Consider the following 16,331-nt stretch of genomic DNA (forward strand, 5'->3'; position numbering starts at 1 on the left):
ATCTGCCTGGATGCGCCATGAAATCTGCCCTGCTCGCCTTGACCCTGACCGCCCTGCTCACCCCTGTTCTGGCGCACGCCGCCGATACCCCGTCGATCTCCAGCGCGCAATACGCCGAGGTGCTCAAAGGCACCTGGCGCGCGCCGCAGAACATGGTGCGCGACGTCTACCGCCATCCGCAGCAGAGCCTGCAATTCTTCGGCTTGCGCGCCAACCAGACCGTCATCGAAATCACCCCCGGCAGCGGTTGGTACAGCGAACTGCTGGCGCCGCTGCTCAAGGAGCACGGCCACTACATTGCCGCCGTGCAAGCGCCGACGGTCAGCGACTATGCGCGCAAGAACGAAGAAACCCTCAAGGCCAAATTCGCCGCCGCCCCGGCGCAATATGCCAAGGCCCAGGTGGTCGAGTTTGATCCCAAGGCCCCGGTGCTCGGCAATCCCGGTTCGGCAGACACGGTGCTGACCTTTCGCAACGTGCACAACTGGGTGCTGGCCGACACGGCGCCGCTGATGTTCGAGTCGTTCTTCAAGGTGCTGAAACCGGGCGGCGTGCTCGGGGTGGTGGATCACCGGGCCAAGGACGGGGCGTCGCTGGACGACATCAAGCACAGCGGCTACCTGACCACCGCGTACGTGGTGAAACTGGCGACCGATGCGGGGTTCAAGCTGGAGGAGAAAAGCGAGATCAATGCCAATCCGAAGGACACCAAGGATTATCCCGAAGGCGTCTGGACCTTGCCGCCGGCGTTGACGTTGGGGGAGAAGGACAAGGCGAAGTACGTGGCGATCGGGGAGTCGGACCGAATGACGTTGCGGTTTGTTAAACCGGGGAAATAAAAAGCAGAATCAAAAGATCGCAGCCTTCGGCGGCGCCTACAGTCGCGTAGGCGCTGCCGAAGGCTGCGATCTTCGCTTTTGTCTTACTCGTCAGCGTTCGGATCAAGATCCGGAAACATCACTTCGATAAACCCGAACTTGGTGAAATCCGTGATCCGCGACGGGTACAACCGGCCGATCAAATGATCGCATTCGTGCTGCACCACCCGCGCATGAAAACCGGAGGCAATCCGCACAATCGGCTGGCCCTTCGGATCAAACCCTTCATAGCGTATGTCCTGATAACGATTCACCGCTCCACGCAATCCAGGCACCGACAGGCAACCTTCGAAGCCCTCTTCCAGGGTCGGGTTCAACGGTGTGATCAGCGGGTTGATCAGGATCGTCTGTGGCACGGCTTCGGCGTCAGGGTAGCGCTCGCTGTGCTCGAAACCGAAGATCACCAGTTGCAGGTCGACACCGATCTGCGGCGCGGCCAGGCCAACGCCGCCGACGCTTTCCATGGTCTGGAACATGTCATCGATCAGTTGCCACAACTCGGGGCTGTCGAACATCTCGGCCGGCACCGGTGGCGCGATACGCAGCAGGCGTTCATCGCCCATTTTCAGAATTTCACGGATCATGGTCAGGCTTCGTCAGTGTTCGGCTTGAGCGAGTGGTCTCGTCCCAGTCCCGATACGTGTTGTTTGGTTTCGTGGTCGTGCTCGCCGGGGACCTTTTCGCCAGGGTCCTTGCCTTCGGTCGACATGTGTTCGATCACCGCATTCATCTCCGCGCCGAGCAATAGCACCGCGGCGGAAATGTAGAAGTACAGCAACAGCACGATGATCGCGCCGATACTGCCATACATGGCGTTGTAGTTGGCGAAGGTCTTGACGTAAAACGCGAAACCCAACGAGGCGATGATCCACACCACCACCGCCAGCACCGAGCCGGGGGTGATGAAACGAAACTCCTGACGGACATCGGGCATGACGTAATAGATCAGCGCCACCGCGATCATCATCAGGATCACGATCACCGGCCAACGCGCAATGGTCCACACCGTGACGATGAAGTCTTCGAGCCCGACCTGCGCGGCAATCCAGCCCATCACCTGCGGCCCGAGCACCATCAGCGCGGCGGCGGCGAGCAGCATGCCGGCGATGCCAATGGTGTAGAAAATCGACAACGGAAAGCGCTTCCACACCGGGCGGCCTTCGACCACGTCGTAGGCAGCGTTCATCGCGCTCATCATCAGCCGCACGCCCGAAGAGGCGGTGTACAGGGCGATGACGATACCGATCGAGAGCAAACCACCCTTGGACTGCTGCAACTGGTCGATCACCGGGTTCACCTGCTCCAGGGCTTGGGGCGGCAGCACCAGCTCCGATTGCAAGCGCAGCCAGGAGAAGAAGTCCGGCAGGTGCAGGAAACCGATCAGGGCGATCAGGAACAGAATGAAGGGGAACAGCGAGAACAGCATTTGATAAGCCAGCGCCGAGGCGTAGGTCGACATCTCATCGTCAATGAATTCTTTGACCGTGCGCACCATCACGCGGTGGATGGGCAGGCCTCTCATGTCCGGGAAAATCATTAGCGTCTCCTTTCGCCGCAAAAGGTTGAAGTCGTGGCGACTCAGGGGCCGTTTTCTACATCAAAGTAGCCTACTTGGCGACTTTGAAACAATTTCGTTATTTAACCGGTGGGGCTGACACAAAAACGGCCATCCTCGGATGGCCGTTTCTTTAATGTCTTGAAAGGCCGAATCAAGCCTTGTCGACACCTTTCTTGATGGCGTCCTTGGCTTTGCCCACCGCTTGCTGGGCTTCGCCTTTCTTCTCCTGGATTTTGCCTTCGACTTGCAGTTTGGTGTTGTCAGTGGCCTTGCCGACGCCTTGCTTGACGTTGCCGACCGCTTCGTTTGCCATACCTTTAACTTTATCGCCAGTGCTGCTCATGGTGTTTCTCCTGTGAACAATTCAAGGGTAATAGTCGTTACACAAAGATTGACCGAAGGCGTTTGCACGGAGTTTCATTTATTTTCACTGCATCATTTCATCGCCGATTAAAGGTTGGGCTTTATGTTTGCCGTGCAACCCCCGAGAATGCGCAACGTATTCAGGCCTTGGCGCTGAAGATCCAACCCCGTAGGAATGTTATGAAACTCGATAAAAAGCAGGCCATTGCCCGCAGAAACCAGGAACTCGGCGGTGCTGTGCTTGGCGTCAACAACTGCCATTTCACCGAATTGAACCGCAATCGCAACATCTGGTGGTTCGACATCCCGGTGGCACGCCTGGCCGTGGGTCAGTACGAGTGGGTGCACTTGTTGATGCACACCCCGGATACCGACGAACTGCTGCACCTGAAAGTGCCGACGGTGTTTCTGCGTGAAAAACTCGAAGGCCTGGTGGTGCGCAATGAAGGCAAGCGCAAAGCGGCGTTGAGCCTGGAACTGAGCGCCGACAAGGACTCCTTCCTGCAAGACATGCGCCCGGCGGGTACCAACGTCAACTTCGCACCGTTTCGCCTGTAACACCGACCATTGTGGCGAGGGAGCTTGCTCCCGCTGGACTGCGCAGCAGTCCCCTGCTTTCAGGTAAAAAAAAGGGCCGCTTCGCGCCCCAGCGGGAGCAAGCTCCCTCGCCACAAAAAAGCAAAGCAGATTGATCGTTCCCACGCTCTGCGTGGGAATGCAGCCCGGGACGCTCCGCGTCCCAACAGCGGACGCAGAGCGTCCATTGAGGCATTCCCACGCAGAGCGTGGGAACGATCCGTCAGGCCAAAAAAAGCCCCGCATCTGCGGGGCTTTTGTTTAGGCGCCTACTTTCTTCACGCCCAGCTTCTTCAACTCTTCATCACGCAGTTCGCGACGCAGGATCTTGCCGACGTTAGTGGTCGGCAGCGCATCGCGAAATTCCACCGAACGCGGAACCTTGTAGCCGGTGACGTTGGCGCGCATGTGCTCCATCACCTGTTCCTTGGTCAGGGTCACGCCCGGTTTGGCGACGATGAAGATCTTGATCGCCTCGCCCGACTTCTCGTCCGGGATGCCGATGGCCGCGCATTGCAGCACGCCCGGCAGGGTCGCAAGCACGTCTTCCAACTCGTTCGGGTACACGTTGAAACCGGAGACCAGGATCATGTCTTTCTTGCGATCGACAATGCGCATGTAGCCATCGGGCTGGATCAGCGCGATGTCACCGGTCTTCAGCCAGCCTTCGCTGTCGAGCATTTCATCGGTGGCGTCCTGGCGCTGCCAGTAGCCCTTCATGACCTGCGGACCTTTCACACACAGCTCGCCGATCGCGCCCAGCGGCTGTTCAACGCCGGCATCGTCGATGACTTTGCACAGGGTCGACGGCACCGGAATACCGATGGTGCCGACCTGGATGTGCTGGATCGGGTTGACCGTGGCGACCGGGCTGGTTTCGGTCATGCCGTAGCCTTCGCAAATCGGGCAATTGGTCACTGCTTTCCAGCGCTCGGCGGCGGCCAGTTGCAGGGCCATGCCGCCGGACAGGGTGACTTTCAGCGCCGAGAAGTCGAGCTTGCGGAACGCTTCGTTGTTGCACAGGGCCACGAACAAGGTGTTCAGGCCAACGAAGCCGCTGAACTTCCACTTCGACAGTTCCTTGACCATCGCCGTCAAATCGCGCGGGTTGCTGATCAGGATGTTGTGGTTGCCGATCAGCATCATCGCCATGCAATGAAAGGTGAAGGCATAGATGTGGTACAGCGGCAGCGGCGTGATCAGGATCTCGCAACCTTCATTGAGGTTGGACCCCATCAGCGCCTTGCACTGCAGCATGTTGGCGACGAGGTTGCGGTGGGTCAGCATCGCGCCCTTGGCCACGCCGGTGGTGCCGCCGGTGTATTGCAGCACCGCGACATCGCCGCTGTCCGGGTTGGCTTCGGCCACGGGCTGGCCGTGGCCCTTGCTCAGCACGTCGTTGAACTTGACGGCCTTGGGCAAGTGATACGCCGGGACCATCTTCTTCACGTACTTGATGACGCTGTTGATCAGCAGGCGCTTGAGCGGCGGCAGCAGGTCGGCGACTTCGGTGACGATCACGTGCTTGACGCCGGTTTTCGGCACCACGGTCTGCGCCAAGTGAGCCATGTTGGCCAGGCAGACCAGGGCTTTGGCACCGGAGTCGTTGAATTGGTGTTCCATCTCCCGCGCGGTGTACAGCGGGTTGGTGTTGACCACGATCAGCCCGGCGCGGATCGCACCGAACACGGCTACCGGGTACTGCAACACGTTAGGCAGTTGCACGGCGATTCGATCACCGGGCTGCAAGTCGGTATGCTGTTGCAGGTAAGCGGCAAAGGCACCGGACAATTCGTACAGTTCACCGTAGGTGATTGTCTTGCCCAGGTTGCTGAAAGCCGGTTTGTCGGCGAAGCGTTGGCAGGATTGCTTCAACACTGCCTGAATATTCGGATACTCGTCTGGATTGATGTCGGCAGCAATCCCGGCAGGGTACTTATCCTTCCAAAAGTCTTCGTTCATGGAAGCCCACTCCTCAGCAACGCGAATTCATCACCGCATTTGATGCGATTATTATTGGTGTGTGTTTTTTATTGGTGAGTCTGGCTTTTATATAGGCCGAGAAGTCACAAAAGCGCGCCGAGAGTAGCAGCTTTGCCAAGGGCCGACTAGAGCCAAAAGCAGCCTCTACAGTCACATAAATGACTCAAGAATAACCGGCAGTCATTTTAGAGCAAAAATTCTATACAGCCTCTAAAAGCCCTTAAATCGGGCTTTTCAGCCCTTAAAAGCTTCGCGGGCAAGCCTCGCTCCTACGGGTATCGCGTCAATGTGAATGACGGTGAACCTGTAGGAGCGAGGCTTGCCCGCGAACGCGCGAAGCGCGGCCATTCAACGCTTACGCGATATCCCGCAACTCCCGCCGCAAGATCTTGCCCACCGGTGTCATCGGCAACGACTCACGCAACACAATGTGCTTGGGCACTTTGTACGCGGTGAAGTTTTCCTTGCAGTAAGCCTTCAACTCTTCAAGGCTGACACCGGATTCCCGGGCCACCACAAACAACTTCACCGCCTCTCCCGAACGTTCGTCCGGCACGCCGATCACGGCGCAGTTGGCGACTTTCGGGTGGGCCATGACCACGTCTTCGATTTCATTCGGGTACACGTTGAAACCCGAGACGATGATCATGTCTTTCTTGCGATCGACAATGCGCACAAAACCGTCCGGGTCGATCACTGCGATATCACCGGACTTGAACCAGCCCTCGGCATCCAGCACTTCGGCGGTGGCTTCGGGTTTCTGCCAGTAGCCCTTCATGATCTGCGGGCCCTTGATGCACAACTCGCCCCGCTCGCCCAGCGGCTGCTCGACGCCTTCGTCGTTGATCACTTTGAGCGTGGTGCCCGGCACCGGCAGGCCGACCGTGCCGATCCGCGACTTGTCGCCGTACGGGTTGGTGCAGGCCACCGGGGAGGTTTCGGTCAGGCCGTAACCCTCGGTGATCCGGCAACCGGTGAGCTGTTCCCAGCGCTCGGCGGTGGCCTTGACCAGCGCGGTGCCGCCGGAGTTGGTGAGCTTGAGGCTGGAGAAGTCCAGGGTCTTGAAGTCCGGGTGATCCATCAACGCCACGAACAGCGTGTTGAGCCCCAGCAACGCCGAGAACCGCCAGTTCTTCAGCTCCTTGATAAAGCCTTTGATGTCCCGCGGATTGCTGATCAGCACGTTGTGGTTGCCGGTCACCATCATGCACATGCAGTTCGCCGTGAAGGCATAGATATGGTAGAGCGGCAGCGGCGCGATCATCACTTCCTGGCCTTCGCGCAGCAGCGGCTGGCCGTCACTGCCGAACTGGCCCAGGCAGGCCCGCGCCTGCTGCATGTTCGCCACGAGATTGCCGTGGGTGAGCATCGCGCCCTTGGCCAGCCCGGTGGTGCCGCCGGTGTATTGCAGCACCGCGATATCGTCGAGGCCGACCTTCAGCGGCTTGATGCCCAGGCCCCGGCCTAGACGTAGCGCGCTCTTGAAGGAAACCGCCTGGGGTAAAGAGTAGTCGGGGACCAGTTTCTTGACCTTGCTCACCATTGTGTTGACCAGCCAGCCCTTGGCGGCGGGCATCAGGTCGCCCATCTTCGCTTCGATCAAATACTGGATATCGGTGTCGGCCAGCACTTCCTGGACCTTGGCCCCGAACATGTTCAGGTACACCAGCGCCCGGGCCCCGGAATCCTTGAATTGATGACGCATCTCCCGCGGGGTGTACAGCGGGTTGGTGTTGACCACGATCAGCCCGGCGCGCAACGCACCGAACACGGCAATCGGGTAATGCAGGACGTTGGGCATCTGCACCGCGATGCGATCCCCCGGCACCAGGTCGGTGTGGGCTTGCAGGTAGCCGGCGAACGCCGCGCTGTAGCGTTCCAGTTCGGCGTAGGTCAGGGTCACGCCCATATTGCTGAAGGCCGGGCGGTCCGCGAATTTCTTGCAGGAACGCTCGAACACCTCGATCACCGACTTGTAGGCCCCAAGATCAATGTCCAGGGGTACGCCGGCCGGGCGTTTGTCATTCCAGAAATCAGGTTGCATTGTTCTTGTCCTCTTTACCTGAATCTATCCGGGGCCACTTCTCTGTCACTTCTGTAAAGGAACGCGAAAAGCGGAGCTTCACGGACACTAGCAGTTATGGCCAATCAGGCAAATATGGCAAAAGCGTCATAGATCGTGTGAATCTTCCTAACGTGGTGTGGCCTGATCAGACGGCAAGCAAAGGATGCGCTATACAATGCAACCACATCGTGCAAAGGAATCGCCATGATCCACGACACTTTCTGGCTGACCGCGAGTGATCACAGCCGCCTCTTCGTCAACCAGTGGCTGCCCACCCCGCCGTTAAAAGCGGTGATCCTGCTGGCCCATGGCATGGCCGAGCACAGCGGTCGCTACGCCCGGCTCGCGGAAAAACTCTGCGCTCAGGGCTATGGCGTCTACGCCCCGGACCTGCGAGGACATGGCAAAACTTCCGAAAACGGCACGCTCGGCCATTTCGCCGATGACGATGGCTGGTGCAAAGTCGTCGGCGACCTCGCCAGCCTCAACCAGCACATCGGCCAGCACCACCCTGGCGTACCAATCGTATTGCTCGGCCACAGCATGGGCAGCTACATCGCCCAGGCCTACCTGCTGCACCACAGCGCCAGCCTGCACGGGGCGATTCTCAGTGGTTCGAACTTCCAGCCCGTGGCGCTTTATCGCGCGGCGCGGCAAATCGCCCGGCTCGAACGGCTGCGTCAGGGACCGAAGGGCCGCAGCGCGCTGATCGAGTTCCTGTCCTTCGGCTCATTCAACAAGCAATTCAAACCCGCGCGTACCAAATTCGATTGGCTGAGCCGCGATCCGACAGAAGTCGATCTGTACGCCAACGACCCGTTCTGCGGCTTTCGCTGCACCAATCAACTGTGGATCGACTTGCTCGGCGGGTTGCAGCAAATCAGCAAAGCGTCCAATCTCGCCCAGGTCGATCCGGGCCTGCCCTTGCTGGTAATGGGCGGCGAATGTGATCCGGTGAGCGAAGGCAAGCGTCTGAAAGATCTGGCCCATGCGCTGCGCGCGGCCGGCAGCCAGAACCTGCAATTGAATATTTACCCGCAGGCGCGCCACGAACTGTTCAACGAGAGCAACCGCGATGAAGTGACCGCCGATGTACTGAACTGGATCGCCCAGGCGCTCAGCCACCGCCGTCCGGCCAGAACCGAATAGTTTTTCGAACAGTTTTTTTGTGGATTTTTTTATTCGTCACAGGAATTGAGACAGATGACCCAGGTTACCAACACCCCTTACGAAGCCCTTGAAGTCGGCCAGACCGCCAGCTATAGCAAGACCGTCGAAGAGCGCGACATTCAGTTGTTCGCCGCGATGTCGGGCGATCACAACCCGGTGCACCTGGACGCCGAATTCGCGGCGGGCACCATGTTCAAGGAACGCATCGCCCACGGCATGTTCAGTGGCGCGCTGATCAGTGCCGCCGTGGCCTGCGAGTTGCCCGGGCCGGGGACTATTTATATCGGTCAGCAGATGAGCTTCCAGAAACCGGTAAAAATTGGCGACACCTTGACCGTGCGTCTGGAAATCCTCGAGAAACTGCCGAAGTTTCGCGTGCGCATTGCCACTCGCGTGTTCAACCAGCGCGATGAGTTGGTGGTGGATGGCGAGGCCGAGATTCTGGCACCGCGCAAGCAGCAGACCGTGACGTTGCCCGTGTTGCCAGCGATCAGCATTGGCTGACTGTGGCGAGGGGGCTTGTCCCCGTTGATCGTTCCCACGCTCCGCGTGGGAATGCATCCCGTGACGCTCCGCGTCACATCACAGCTGGACGCAGAGCGTCCGGGGCGGCATTCCCACGCAGAGCATGGGAACGATCAGACATAAAAAAACGCCAGTCAGACTGGCGTTTTTTATTACCGCGACAAGTGCTTAAGAACGAGCACGCGCCTGGTTACGCAGGGCTTTGACCTGATCGTGATTGCGTTGCACGCCGTGGTACTGACGTTCAACCAGGTCACGAATACCCACCAGGTTATGCTTGGTGATTTTTTCCAGCGCTTCTTTGTACGCCTTCAACGCATGGTCTTCACCGCGTTCGGCTTCGTTCAGCACGGCTTCTTCATCCTTGCCGGTGAACATTGCTTTCACGTCCACCCAGCGACGATGCAGATCACCGCTGACGCTGGTCGAGGTTTCCGGATCGCCGCCCAGCTTACGAACTTCCGCTTGCAGTTCGGCAGCTGCGGTGGCGCAATCGGCAGAACGGGTCACGAACAGCGTTTTGAGTTCTGGGTGCTTGATGTCTTCAGCGCAAGTCTTGAACCCTTCCTGACCGTCTTTGCTGGTTTCAATCAGGTCGTTGAGTACAGAGATGGCTTCTTTATTCACGTCGGTCATTTTCAATTCCTCGCGGTTTGATGAAAGATGCAATAGCTATTGCAGCCCGCATGCCAGCTTTGAATTGAACATTTATTCCTTATTTTTCAATAAGTTAACTTATAAGCAAAAATCTGTATCCGCTTTATTTGCATGATCTGTCATTTGGCCTGCATGCAGAATGCCTGTATTTTCGAAGCTGTTTGAATCAAGACGACTGATTGATGAATCCTGAAAAGCTCGAACTGCTGATTACCCGCGAAATGCCTTTCGGCAAATACAAGGGCCGCATCATCGCCGACCTGCCCGGCCAGTACCTGAACTGGTTCGCCCGCGAAGGATTTCCTCACGGCGAACTGGGCGGCTTATTGGCGCTGATGCAGGAAATCGACCACAACGGTTTATCGGAACTGCTCGACCCGCTGCGCGCCAAACATGGCAAGCCAGCCCCCCGCCACTGAACCGACTGAGTAGCCCATGCCCGATAACACCCGCCGTGCCCGTGATGAGTCCTTCTGGCAAACCTTTGCCGACCGTTACGCGGTCGAACCTGGCCCCATCAACCTGGAGAACGGTTACTTCGGGCGTATGTCACGCACGGTGGTCGAGGAGTATCAGCGCAATATCGAGCTGATCAACCGCAGTAACTCGGTGCATGTGCGCCAGCATTTCGAGCAGACCGAAAGCCTGGACATCCGGGCGCAGCTGGCCGAGATGATGGGCGTGCGGGCGCATTCCATTGCCCTCACCCGCAACGCCTCGGACGGCCTGCAATCGCTGATCCGCAACTACAACCGCTTGCAACCCGGCGATCAGGTGCTGCTCTGCGATCTGGAGTACGACACGGTCAAAGGCGCCATGCGTTGGCTAGCCCGTCATCGCGGCGTGGAAGTGATCGAAATCGACCACCAGCACCCTGCCACTTTCGACAGTTTGCTCGCCACCTACCGCGAAGCGTTCGTGCGTTATCCGCGCCTCAAGCTGATGGCCCTGACCCACGTCACCCACCGCACCGGCCTGGTGATGCCGGTGCAGGCGATTGCCGCGCTCGCCAAGGAGCATGGCGTCGATGTGATCCTCGACGGCGCCCACGCCCTGGGCCAGATGGAATTCGATCTGGAATCCCTGGGCATTGCCTTCGCCGGCTACAACCTGCACAAATGGATCGGCGCCCCGCTGACGCTGGGCTTCATTTACATCGCGCCCCAGCGTCTGGCCGACATCGACCCGGACATGGGCGAGATGCATTTCCCGATCAACGACATCCGCGCCCGCACGCCGTACAGCACACCGAACATCCCGGCATTGATGACCCTGCCACTGGTGCTCGAAGAGCATCAGGCCATGGGAGGTTCCGCCGCCAAGGGCGCACGGCTCAACTACCTGCGTAATCGCTGGGTCAACGCCGTGCGCGACCTGCCGGGCATCGAAGTCATGACCCCGGACGATCCCCGGCTGTATTGCGGCATCACCTCGATGCGCTTTACCCGCCACGCCGATCAGCACCTCATGGCCGAACGGCTGCTCAATGAGTACAACCTGTTCACCGTGGCCCGCAGCGGCGCCGCCAGCGGACCGTGCATCCGCATCACCCCGGGACTGACCACCACCGCCGCCGACGTGGAGCGGCTGGCCCAGGCGCTGACCGAGCTGCGTTGAGGCCTACACCGTGTACTTGTCGAAGTCCTCGGGCCTGATCTGCGTCGACACTGCAAAGGTGTCGATGCCAATGGTCAGGTGCCCGAAGAAACCGTCTTCATGGGTATCACGGCCGATGCTGTGAACGGTCAGGGTCGAGGCTTCACCGCCCATGTTGGCGTAGATCTCATCCTGAGCGTTGGTTGGCGCCGTCACTGTCCGGCCGCGATAGGCCTTGGCGTTCAGCACCGACCGTGAGGCGACCTCCGGAAAATAAAGCTGCCCGACCCAGGCAACGTGCCGCTCTTCCAGATAGTTGTTACCACCGGTGATCCGCACCGCCACATGAATATGCAGCGCACGGCCGGCATAGAAGCCCGGATAGACCGTGGTAAAGCGCACCACGCCCTTGTTGTCGCTGAACTGCCCGCCGCGCAGGTAAGTGTCGTCGTCGGTGCGTGGAATCGAACCGATGCTGTCAGCATCGACTTCCTGGTCCGGGTTGACCTTGCTCCAGCCCGAATACGCGCCCCTGGCATTGCAGTGCCAGATATCCACCAACGCCCCGGTTACCGGCTCGCCGGTCATGGCATCGACAATCACCAGCCGCAGCACCAGCGGAATGCCGTCCTGGCCTTCGCTGATGTTTCTTCGGATGAGCTTGGGGTTGCGAAAATACGGGCCGGCGATCTGTTCCGGGGTGAGCAGGCAAACCGGTTCGCGGGGAGTAGCTGAGGTGTAATCCATGAGGTTCTCTCTTCCATAAGATGCTGCCAAGGATAGAGAGAGAGGCCGTGCGGGAGGCGATAACTATGTATCGGAAAATGTTTTTTATGTCGGTGCGGAGGATCTTGTACGCAGGCAACCGATGCCCTCGTCGTACAGGACGTACACAATAAAAGTGCCGGACTTTGCCGGCACTTCCTTTTGTGTTTTATACGGTGTCTTTATAAAAGTCTTCTGGCGTAATGTGCGCGAAAAGAGCATCGGGGTCGACACCAATCACGACAGTTCCCAATAACCGCTCCTGCGCGGTGCCACGGTAGATCCATTCCATATCCATCAGTGTGCCGAAGCCGTGCATTTCGCTGTAGATTTCATCCTGTTCATTGGTCAGGCGAGTAATCTTTCGACCGGCGTAGCCTGGAAGTTCACTGATGTGCGAAGAGATGGATTCAGGAACATACAGTTGACCAACATAGGCTACATGCCGGTCATTATTGTGTTCATCCAACTTTCTGACGGCCACGTGAACATGGATGGACCGGCCCGCATAGAACCCGGGAAACACCGATCGAAAACTGCAATTACCAAGTACATTGGTAAAGCCACAACCTCTGAGATAACTGTCTTCGTCGGTACGGGGAATAGAGCCGATCTCACCGGACAGCGCTTCCTTATCAGGATCTACCTCGCTCCATCCCGAGTATCGGCCCTGGGCATTACAATGCCAGATGTCCACCAGCAGACCTTCAATCGGTTCACAGGTCTTCACATTGACGATACTCAGAATCAACTCCATCGGCACACCCTCGGCGCCCTCGGTAATATCATATCGATGAAGTCGGTCATTACGGAAATAAGGGCCCGCAATTTGCTCAGGCGAAAATACGCACATGGCAGCGCGGGTCTTTTCAAGTTCGCGAGAGCGTTCAGCGTCAATAACAGTTTCCATCAGAATATCCCTATTCATGTTTAATACCTGTTCAGTACAGGTGACCGACGCAGAATATACAAACACACTAACTAAAGGGACAACATTGTTGTTTAAAGTTATGACGTTCGCCCGAGCAATCAAATATCACGGGCAAAAAAAAAACGGTGCACCGACCAAGCGCACCGTAAAGCCGTAGAACACACAACGAGGTGTTTGGTAACTACTAATCAGTCCAGCAGCGCCAACGCCTCGGCGGTGCATTCCTGAATGCGGGCCCAGTCGCCGTTCTTGATCCATTCCGGATCAAGCATCCAGCTACCGCCCACGCACATCACGTTTTTCAACGCCATGTAGCTCTTGATGTTGGCCGGGCTCACGCCGCCAGTCGGGCAGAATTTCACTTCGCCGAACGGGCCACCCAAGGCCTTGATGGCCGCGACGCCGCCACTGACTTCCGCCGGGAACAGCTTGAAGCGGCGATAACCCAGGCCATAGCCTTCCATGATGCCGGAGGCGTTGCTGATGCCGGGCAACAGCGGGATCGGGCTGTCGACACTGGCTTCGAGCAGGTCACGGGTAATGCCTGGGGTGACGATGAATTGCGAACCGGCCCTTTCGGCGGCGGCGAGCATGGTGCGATCGAGCACGGTGCCGGCACCGGTCACCAGTTCCGGACGCTGCTCACGCAGAATCTGAATGGCTTTAAGGCCGAACTGCGAGCGCAGGGTCACTTCCAGGGCGGTCAGGCCACCGGCGGCCAGGGCGTCGGCCAGGGGCAGGACGTCCTGTTCGCGAGCGATGGTGATCACCGGCAAAATCCGCGCCTTGGCACAGAGGCTGTCGATCAGGGCAACTTTATCCGCCATGGAAACGGTCGGGGATGTCTTTGTCATAGCGGCTGATCCTTGGCTCATGGGCACCAGTAAATCTCTAACGTAGGTTGCAGAAACGCGCGAATCGGCATGGCAGCGACATCGTCACCGGCCAATGCGGCACTCAAAGTGGTCAGTTTGGACTGACCGGAAATCGATAGAACGGTGGTCTTGGCCGACGCCAGCAGCGCACGGCTCATGGTCAGGCGCTGATGGGGCACGGTGGGTGCCAGCATCGGATAGCAACGGCGCGTGCCGTCGATTTTCAAGGCCTCGGCCAGGTTCGGGCTGTTGGGAAACAGTGACGCGGTGTGACCGTCGTCGCCCATGCCCAAAATCAGCACGTCGATCGGCGGCAATTCCGCGAGCAAGCGATCCGCCTGCTCCGCTGCCAGTTCAAGGTTGGCGGTGGCGCTATAAAGGCTCAAAAACTGCGCCTTGGCCGCCGGGCCTTGCAGCAGGTAACGCTTGAGCAGGCCGGCATTGCTGTCGGCGTGTTCCACCGGCACCCAGCGCTCGTCGGCCAGCGTTACGACAACCTTGGACCAGTCCAGCGTCTGCTTGGCCAGGTGCTGGAAGAACGCCACCGGGCTACGGCCACCGGACACCACCAGCGTCGCGGCGCCGCGTGCGTCGATGGCATCGCTCAAATGCTTGGCGACATTCAGCGCCAAACCATCGGCCAGCAACACCGGGCTCTTGAACTCATGGGCGTTGACGCCCTGAGGCAGTTGCAAATTAGATATCGCCATACCACGACCTCCCATCCCGCGTGATCAGTGCAATGGAGCTCATCGGCCCCCAGGACCCGGCCGCGTACGGCTTGGGCGCATCACCGGATTTTTTCCACCCGGCGATCAACTGGTCACACCACTTCCACGCGGCTTCGATTTCATCTTTACGGACAAACAGGTTCTGATTGCCGCGCATTACTTCCAGCAACAACCGCTCGTAGGCATCGGGAATCCGTGCGCTGCGATAGGTGTCGGAAAAATTCAGCTGCAACGGACCGCTGCGCAGCTGCATGCCCTTGTCCAGGCCTTGTTCTTTGGTCATCACGCGCAAGGAAATGCCTTCGTCCGGTTGCAGGCGGATAATCAGCTTGTTGCTGATTTGCAGGCGCTGCTCGGGAGCGAAGATGTAGTGCGACGGTTCCTTGAAGTGAATGACGATCTGCGACAGCTTCTGCGGCATGCGCTTGCCGGTTCGCAGGTAAAACGGCACGCCGGCCCAACGCCAGTTGCGGATGTCGGCGCGCAGGGCGACGAAGGTTTCGGTGTCGCTCTGGGTGTTGGAATTCGGTTCTTCGAGGTAGCCCGGTACCGGTTTGCCTTCGCTGTAGCCGGCGATGTACTGGCCGCGTACCACTTGGGTGGTCAGGCCTTCGGGGCTGATTGGCGCCAGGGCCTTGAGCACTTTGACTTTCTCGTCACGGATGCTATCGGCGGAGAGGTCGGCCGGCGGGTCCATGGCGATCAGGCAGAGCAGTTGCAGCAGGTGATTCTGGATCATGTCCCGCAGCTGGCCAGCCTTGTCGAAGTAACCCCAGCGGCCTTCGATCCCGACCTTTTCGGCCACGGTTATTTCCACGTGGGAAATGTAATTCTGGTTCCACTGGGTTTCGAACAGGCTGTTGGCGAAACGCAGGGCGATCAGGTTCTGGACGGTTTCCTTGCCCAGGTAGTGGTCGATGCGGTAGGTGCGGTTCTCCGGAAAGAACTGCGCCACGGCATCGTTGACCTTGCGCGAGGATTCCAGGTCCGAACCGATGGGTTTTTCCAGCACGACACGCGTGTTTTCGGTCAGGCCGACCTTCGACAGGTTCTCGCAGATCGCACCGTAAACGGCAGCGGGTGTCGCGAAGTAGGCAATCACCCGCTGGGCGCTGCCGGCCTGTTCGGCCAGGGCAACGTAGTCTTCGGATTTGAGGAAGTCGACGTGCAGGTAGGTCAGGCGGGCGAGGAAGCGTTCGAGTACGGCCTCGTCCAGCTCCTTGGCATCGACGTAGCGGCGCAGCTCCGAGGCGATGAACGCCAGATGCTGTTGCTCGCTGCCGGGTTCACGGGCCAGCGCGATGATGCGCGAGTCCTCGTGCAACAGGCCGGCGCCGTCCAGCTGATAAAGGGCAGGAAACAGCTTGCGCAGGGCCAGATCGCCAAGGGCGCCGAACAAGGCAAAGGTGCACGGTTCTACCGTAATCGAAGGCATGATGTTTGTTCTTTTATCAAGTTAAGCTACAAATACCTTTTTTCAAGGCATCACTCAAGGGAAAATGTAGTAATAACCACAACATTTTCGCAAAATACAGATTGCGAGTGGTGGTCGGTCGGAGCCATCAGTAGGATAGGCCACCGTGACGGGCCGCATCAAAGGCCCTTTTTGCATAGCAGAGCGCATCTTTGCGCTGCTGACTCAAGGAACATCTATGGAC

The 16,331-nt window shown here is 58.6% G+C and carries 17 protein-coding genes; 6 read left to right on the plus strand and 11 right to left on the minus strand.

Annotated features, from left to right (window positions below):
* Nucleotides 1–17: 17 nt before the first annotated feature.
* The gene (locus tag ACY4LX_RS26135; RefSeq protein WP_463258261.1) at nt 18–839 is read left to right on the plus strand and encodes a class I SAM-dependent methyltransferase; all 822 of its coding nucleotides are present in this window, start codon (nt 18–20) and stop codon (nt 837–839) included.
* A gap of 83 nt (nt 840–922) precedes the next feature.
* Here ACY4LX_RS26135 and def read toward each other — a convergent pair whose 3' ends face one another.
* The 3 genes from def to ACY4LX_RS26150 form a co-directional block, all read right to left on the minus strand.
* The gene (def, locus tag ACY4LX_RS26140) at nt 923–1,462 is read right to left on the minus strand and encodes a peptide deformylase (RefSeq protein ID WP_149657842.1); all 540 of its coding nucleotides are present in this window, start codon (nt 1,460–1,462) and stop codon (nt 923–925) included.
* Nucleotides 1,463–1,464: 2 nt separating this feature from the next.
* Nucleotides 1,465–2,415, minus strand: a complete 951-nt coding sequence (locus tag ACY4LX_RS26145; RefSeq protein ID WP_149657843.1) for a YihY/virulence factor BrkB family protein — start codon at nt 2,413–2,415, stop codon at nt 1,465–1,467.
* A gap of 172 nt (nt 2,416–2,587) precedes the next feature.
* Nucleotides 2,588–2,779, minus strand: coding sequence for a CsbD family protein (locus tag ACY4LX_RS26150; RefSeq protein WP_149657844.1), 192 nt, complete (start codon nt 2,777–2,779; stop codon nt 2,588–2,590).
* 200 nt (nt 2,780–2,979) lie between these two features.
* Between ACY4LX_RS26150 and ACY4LX_RS26155 the strand changes: the two genes are divergently transcribed.
* The gene (locus ACY4LX_RS26155) at nt 2,980–3,357 is read left to right on the plus strand and encodes a hypothetical protein (protein ID WP_123599147.1); all 378 of its coding nucleotides are present in this window, start codon (nt 2,980–2,982) and stop codon (nt 3,355–3,357) included.
* Nucleotides 3,358–3,636: 279 nt separating this feature from the next.
* Here the strand turns inward: ACY4LX_RS26155 and fadD1 are convergent, their stop codons facing one another.
* Both fadD1 and fadD2 read right to left on the minus strand, forming a co-directional pair.
* A complete protein-coding gene (gene fadD1 / locus ACY4LX_RS26160; protein WP_149657845.1) occupies nt 3,637–5,337 on the minus strand; it encodes a long-chain-fatty-acid--CoA ligase FadD1 in 1,701 nt (566 codons plus the stop codon).
* Between the two features lie 376 nt (nt 5,338–5,713).
* Nucleotides 5,714–7,402, minus strand: coding sequence for a long-chain-fatty-acid--CoA ligase FadD2 (gene fadD2 / locus ACY4LX_RS26165; RefSeq protein ID WP_463258262.1), 1,689 nt, complete (start codon nt 7,400–7,402; stop codon nt 5,714–5,716).
* A 225-nt stretch (nt 7,403–7,627) separates the two neighbouring features.
* On the opposite strand from fadD2, the gene ACY4LX_RS26170 reads away from it, so the two are divergent.
* Together ACY4LX_RS26170 and ACY4LX_RS26175 are read left to right on the plus strand one after the other, a co-directional pair.
* Nucleotides 7,628–8,572 (plus strand): alpha/beta hydrolase, encoded by a 945-nt coding sequence (locus tag ACY4LX_RS26170; RefSeq protein WP_149657847.1) that lies wholly within the window; start codon nt 7,628–7,630, stop codon nt 8,570–8,572.
* A 54-nt stretch (nt 8,573–8,626) separates the two neighbouring features.
* Entirely contained in the window at nt 8,627–9,097 is a 471-nt protein-coding gene (locus tag ACY4LX_RS26175) for a MaoC family dehydratase (RefSeq protein WP_054044906.1), read from the plus strand.
* Between the two features lie 189 nt (nt 9,098–9,286).
* Here the strand turns inward: ACY4LX_RS26175 and ACY4LX_RS26180 are convergent, their stop codons facing one another.
* Nucleotides 9,287–9,754 (minus strand): ferritin-like domain-containing protein, encoded by a 468-nt coding sequence (locus ACY4LX_RS26180; RefSeq protein WP_277758972.1) that lies wholly within the window; start codon nt 9,752–9,754, stop codon nt 9,287–9,289.
* A gap of 203 nt (nt 9,755–9,957) precedes the next feature.
* On the opposite strand from ACY4LX_RS26180, the gene ACY4LX_RS26185 reads away from it, so the two are divergent.
* Nucleotides 9,958–10,194 (plus strand): DUF3820 family protein, encoded by a 237-nt coding sequence (locus ACY4LX_RS26185; RefSeq protein ID WP_092278897.1) that lies wholly within the window; start codon nt 9,958–9,960, stop codon nt 10,192–10,194.
* A 16-nt stretch (nt 10,195–10,210) separates the two neighbouring features.
* Nucleotides 10,211–11,392 carry an aminotransferase class V-fold PLP-dependent enzyme gene (locus ACY4LX_RS26190; protein ID WP_463258263.1) on the plus strand — a complete coding sequence of 394 codons (1,182 nt, stop codon included), beginning with the start codon at nt 10,211–10,213 and terminating at the stop codon, nt 11,390–11,392.
* A gap of 3 nt (nt 11,393–11,395) precedes the next feature.
* Here ACY4LX_RS26190 and ACY4LX_RS26195 read toward each other — a convergent pair whose 3' ends face one another.
* The 5 genes from ACY4LX_RS26195 to zwf form a co-directional block, all read right to left on the minus strand.
* Nucleotides 11,396–12,118, minus strand: a complete 723-nt coding sequence (locus ACY4LX_RS26195) for an intradiol ring-cleavage dioxygenase (protein ID WP_463258264.1) — start codon at nt 12,116–12,118, stop codon at nt 11,396–11,398.
* A gap of 187 nt (nt 12,119–12,305) precedes the next feature.
* A complete protein-coding gene (locus tag ACY4LX_RS26200; RefSeq protein WP_463258265.1) occupies nt 12,306–13,046 on the minus strand; it encodes a peptidase associated/transthyretin-like domain-containing protein in 741 nt (246 codons plus the stop codon).
* Between the two features lie 209 nt (nt 13,047–13,255).
* Complete coding sequence (locus ACY4LX_RS26205) at nt 13,256–13,921, minus strand: bifunctional 4-hydroxy-2-oxoglutarate aldolase/2-dehydro-3-deoxy-phosphogluconate aldolase (protein WP_133838056.1); 666 nt, start codon at nt 13,919–13,921, stop codon at nt 13,256–13,258.
* 17 nt (nt 13,922–13,938) lie between these two features.
* Nucleotides 13,939–14,652, minus strand: coding sequence for a 6-phosphogluconolactonase (pgl, locus tag ACY4LX_RS26210; protein WP_463258266.1), 714 nt, complete (start codon nt 14,650–14,652; stop codon nt 13,939–13,941).
* The gene (gene zwf / locus ACY4LX_RS26215; RefSeq protein ID WP_133838058.1) at nt 14,639–16,108 is read right to left on the minus strand and encodes a glucose-6-phosphate dehydrogenase; all 1,470 of its coding nucleotides are present in this window, start codon (nt 16,106–16,108) and stop codon (nt 14,639–14,641) included. The genes pgl and zwf overlap by 14 nt, the downstream gene beginning before the upstream one ends.
* Between the last annotated feature and the right edge of the window lie 223 nt (nt 16,109–16,331).

This window comes from Pseudomonas sp. Emmai (assembly GCF_055179735.1).

Excerpts from the sequence above, each read along its gene's own strand:
- ACY4LX_RS26135 (WP_463258261.1), top strand. The coding sequence starts at position 18 with ATGAAATCTGCCCTGCTCGCCTTGACCCTGACCGCCCTGCTCACCCCT.
- def (WP_149657842.1), bottom strand. The coding sequence starts at position 1,462 with ATGATCCGTGAAATTCTGAAAATGGGCGATGAACGCCTGCTGCGTATC.
- ACY4LX_RS26145 (WP_149657843.1), bottom strand. The coding sequence starts at position 2,415 with ATGATTTTCCCGGACATGAGAGGCCTGCCCATCCACCGCGTGATGGTG.
- ACY4LX_RS26150 (WP_149657844.1), bottom strand. The coding sequence starts at position 2,779 with ATGAGCAGCACTGGCGATAAAGTTAAAGGTATGGCAAACGAAGCGGTC.
- ACY4LX_RS26155 (WP_123599147.1), top strand. The coding sequence starts at position 2,980 with ATGAAACTCGATAAAAAGCAGGCCATTGCCCGCAGAAACCAGGAACTC.
- fadD1 (WP_149657845.1), bottom strand. The coding sequence starts at position 5,337 with ATGAACGAAGACTTTTGGAAGGATAAGTACCCTGCCGGGATTGCTGCC.
- fadD2 (WP_463258262.1), bottom strand. The coding sequence starts at position 7,402 with ATGCAACCTGATTTCTGGAATGACAAACGCCCGGCCGGCGTACCCCTG.
- ACY4LX_RS26170 (WP_149657847.1), top strand. The coding sequence starts at position 7,628 with ATGATCCACGACACTTTCTGGCTGACCGCGAGTGATCACAGCCGCCTC.
- ACY4LX_RS26175 (WP_054044906.1), top strand. The coding sequence starts at position 8,627 with ATGACCCAGGTTACCAACACCCCTTACGAAGCCCTTGAAGTCGGCCAG.
- ACY4LX_RS26180 (WP_277758972.1), bottom strand. The coding sequence starts at position 9,754 with ATGACCGACGTGAATAAAGAAGCCATCTCTGTACTCAACGACCTGATT.
- ACY4LX_RS26185 (WP_092278897.1), top strand. The coding sequence starts at position 9,958 with ATGAATCCTGAAAAGCTCGAACTGCTGATTACCCGCGAAATGCCTTTC.
- ACY4LX_RS26190 (WP_463258263.1), top strand. The coding sequence starts at position 10,211 with ATGCCCGATAACACCCGCCGTGCCCGTGATGAGTCCTTCTGGCAAACC.
- ACY4LX_RS26195 (WP_463258264.1), bottom strand. The coding sequence starts at position 12,118 with ATGGATTACACCTCAGCTACTCCCCGCGAACCGGTTTGCCTGCTCACC.
- ACY4LX_RS26200 (WP_463258265.1), bottom strand. The coding sequence starts at position 13,046 with ATGGAAACTGTTATTGACGCTGAACGCTCTCGCGAACTTGAAAAGACC.
- ACY4LX_RS26205 (WP_133838056.1), bottom strand. The coding sequence starts at position 13,921 with ATGACAAAGACATCCCCGACCGTTTCCATGGCGGATAAAGTTGCCCTG.
- pgl (WP_463258266.1), bottom strand. The coding sequence starts at position 14,652 with ATGGCGATATCTAATTTGCAACTGCCTCAGGGCGTCAACGCCCATGAG.
- zwf (WP_133838058.1), bottom strand. The coding sequence starts at position 16,108 with ATGCCTTCGATTACGGTAGAACCGTGCACCTTTGCCTTGTTCGGCGCC.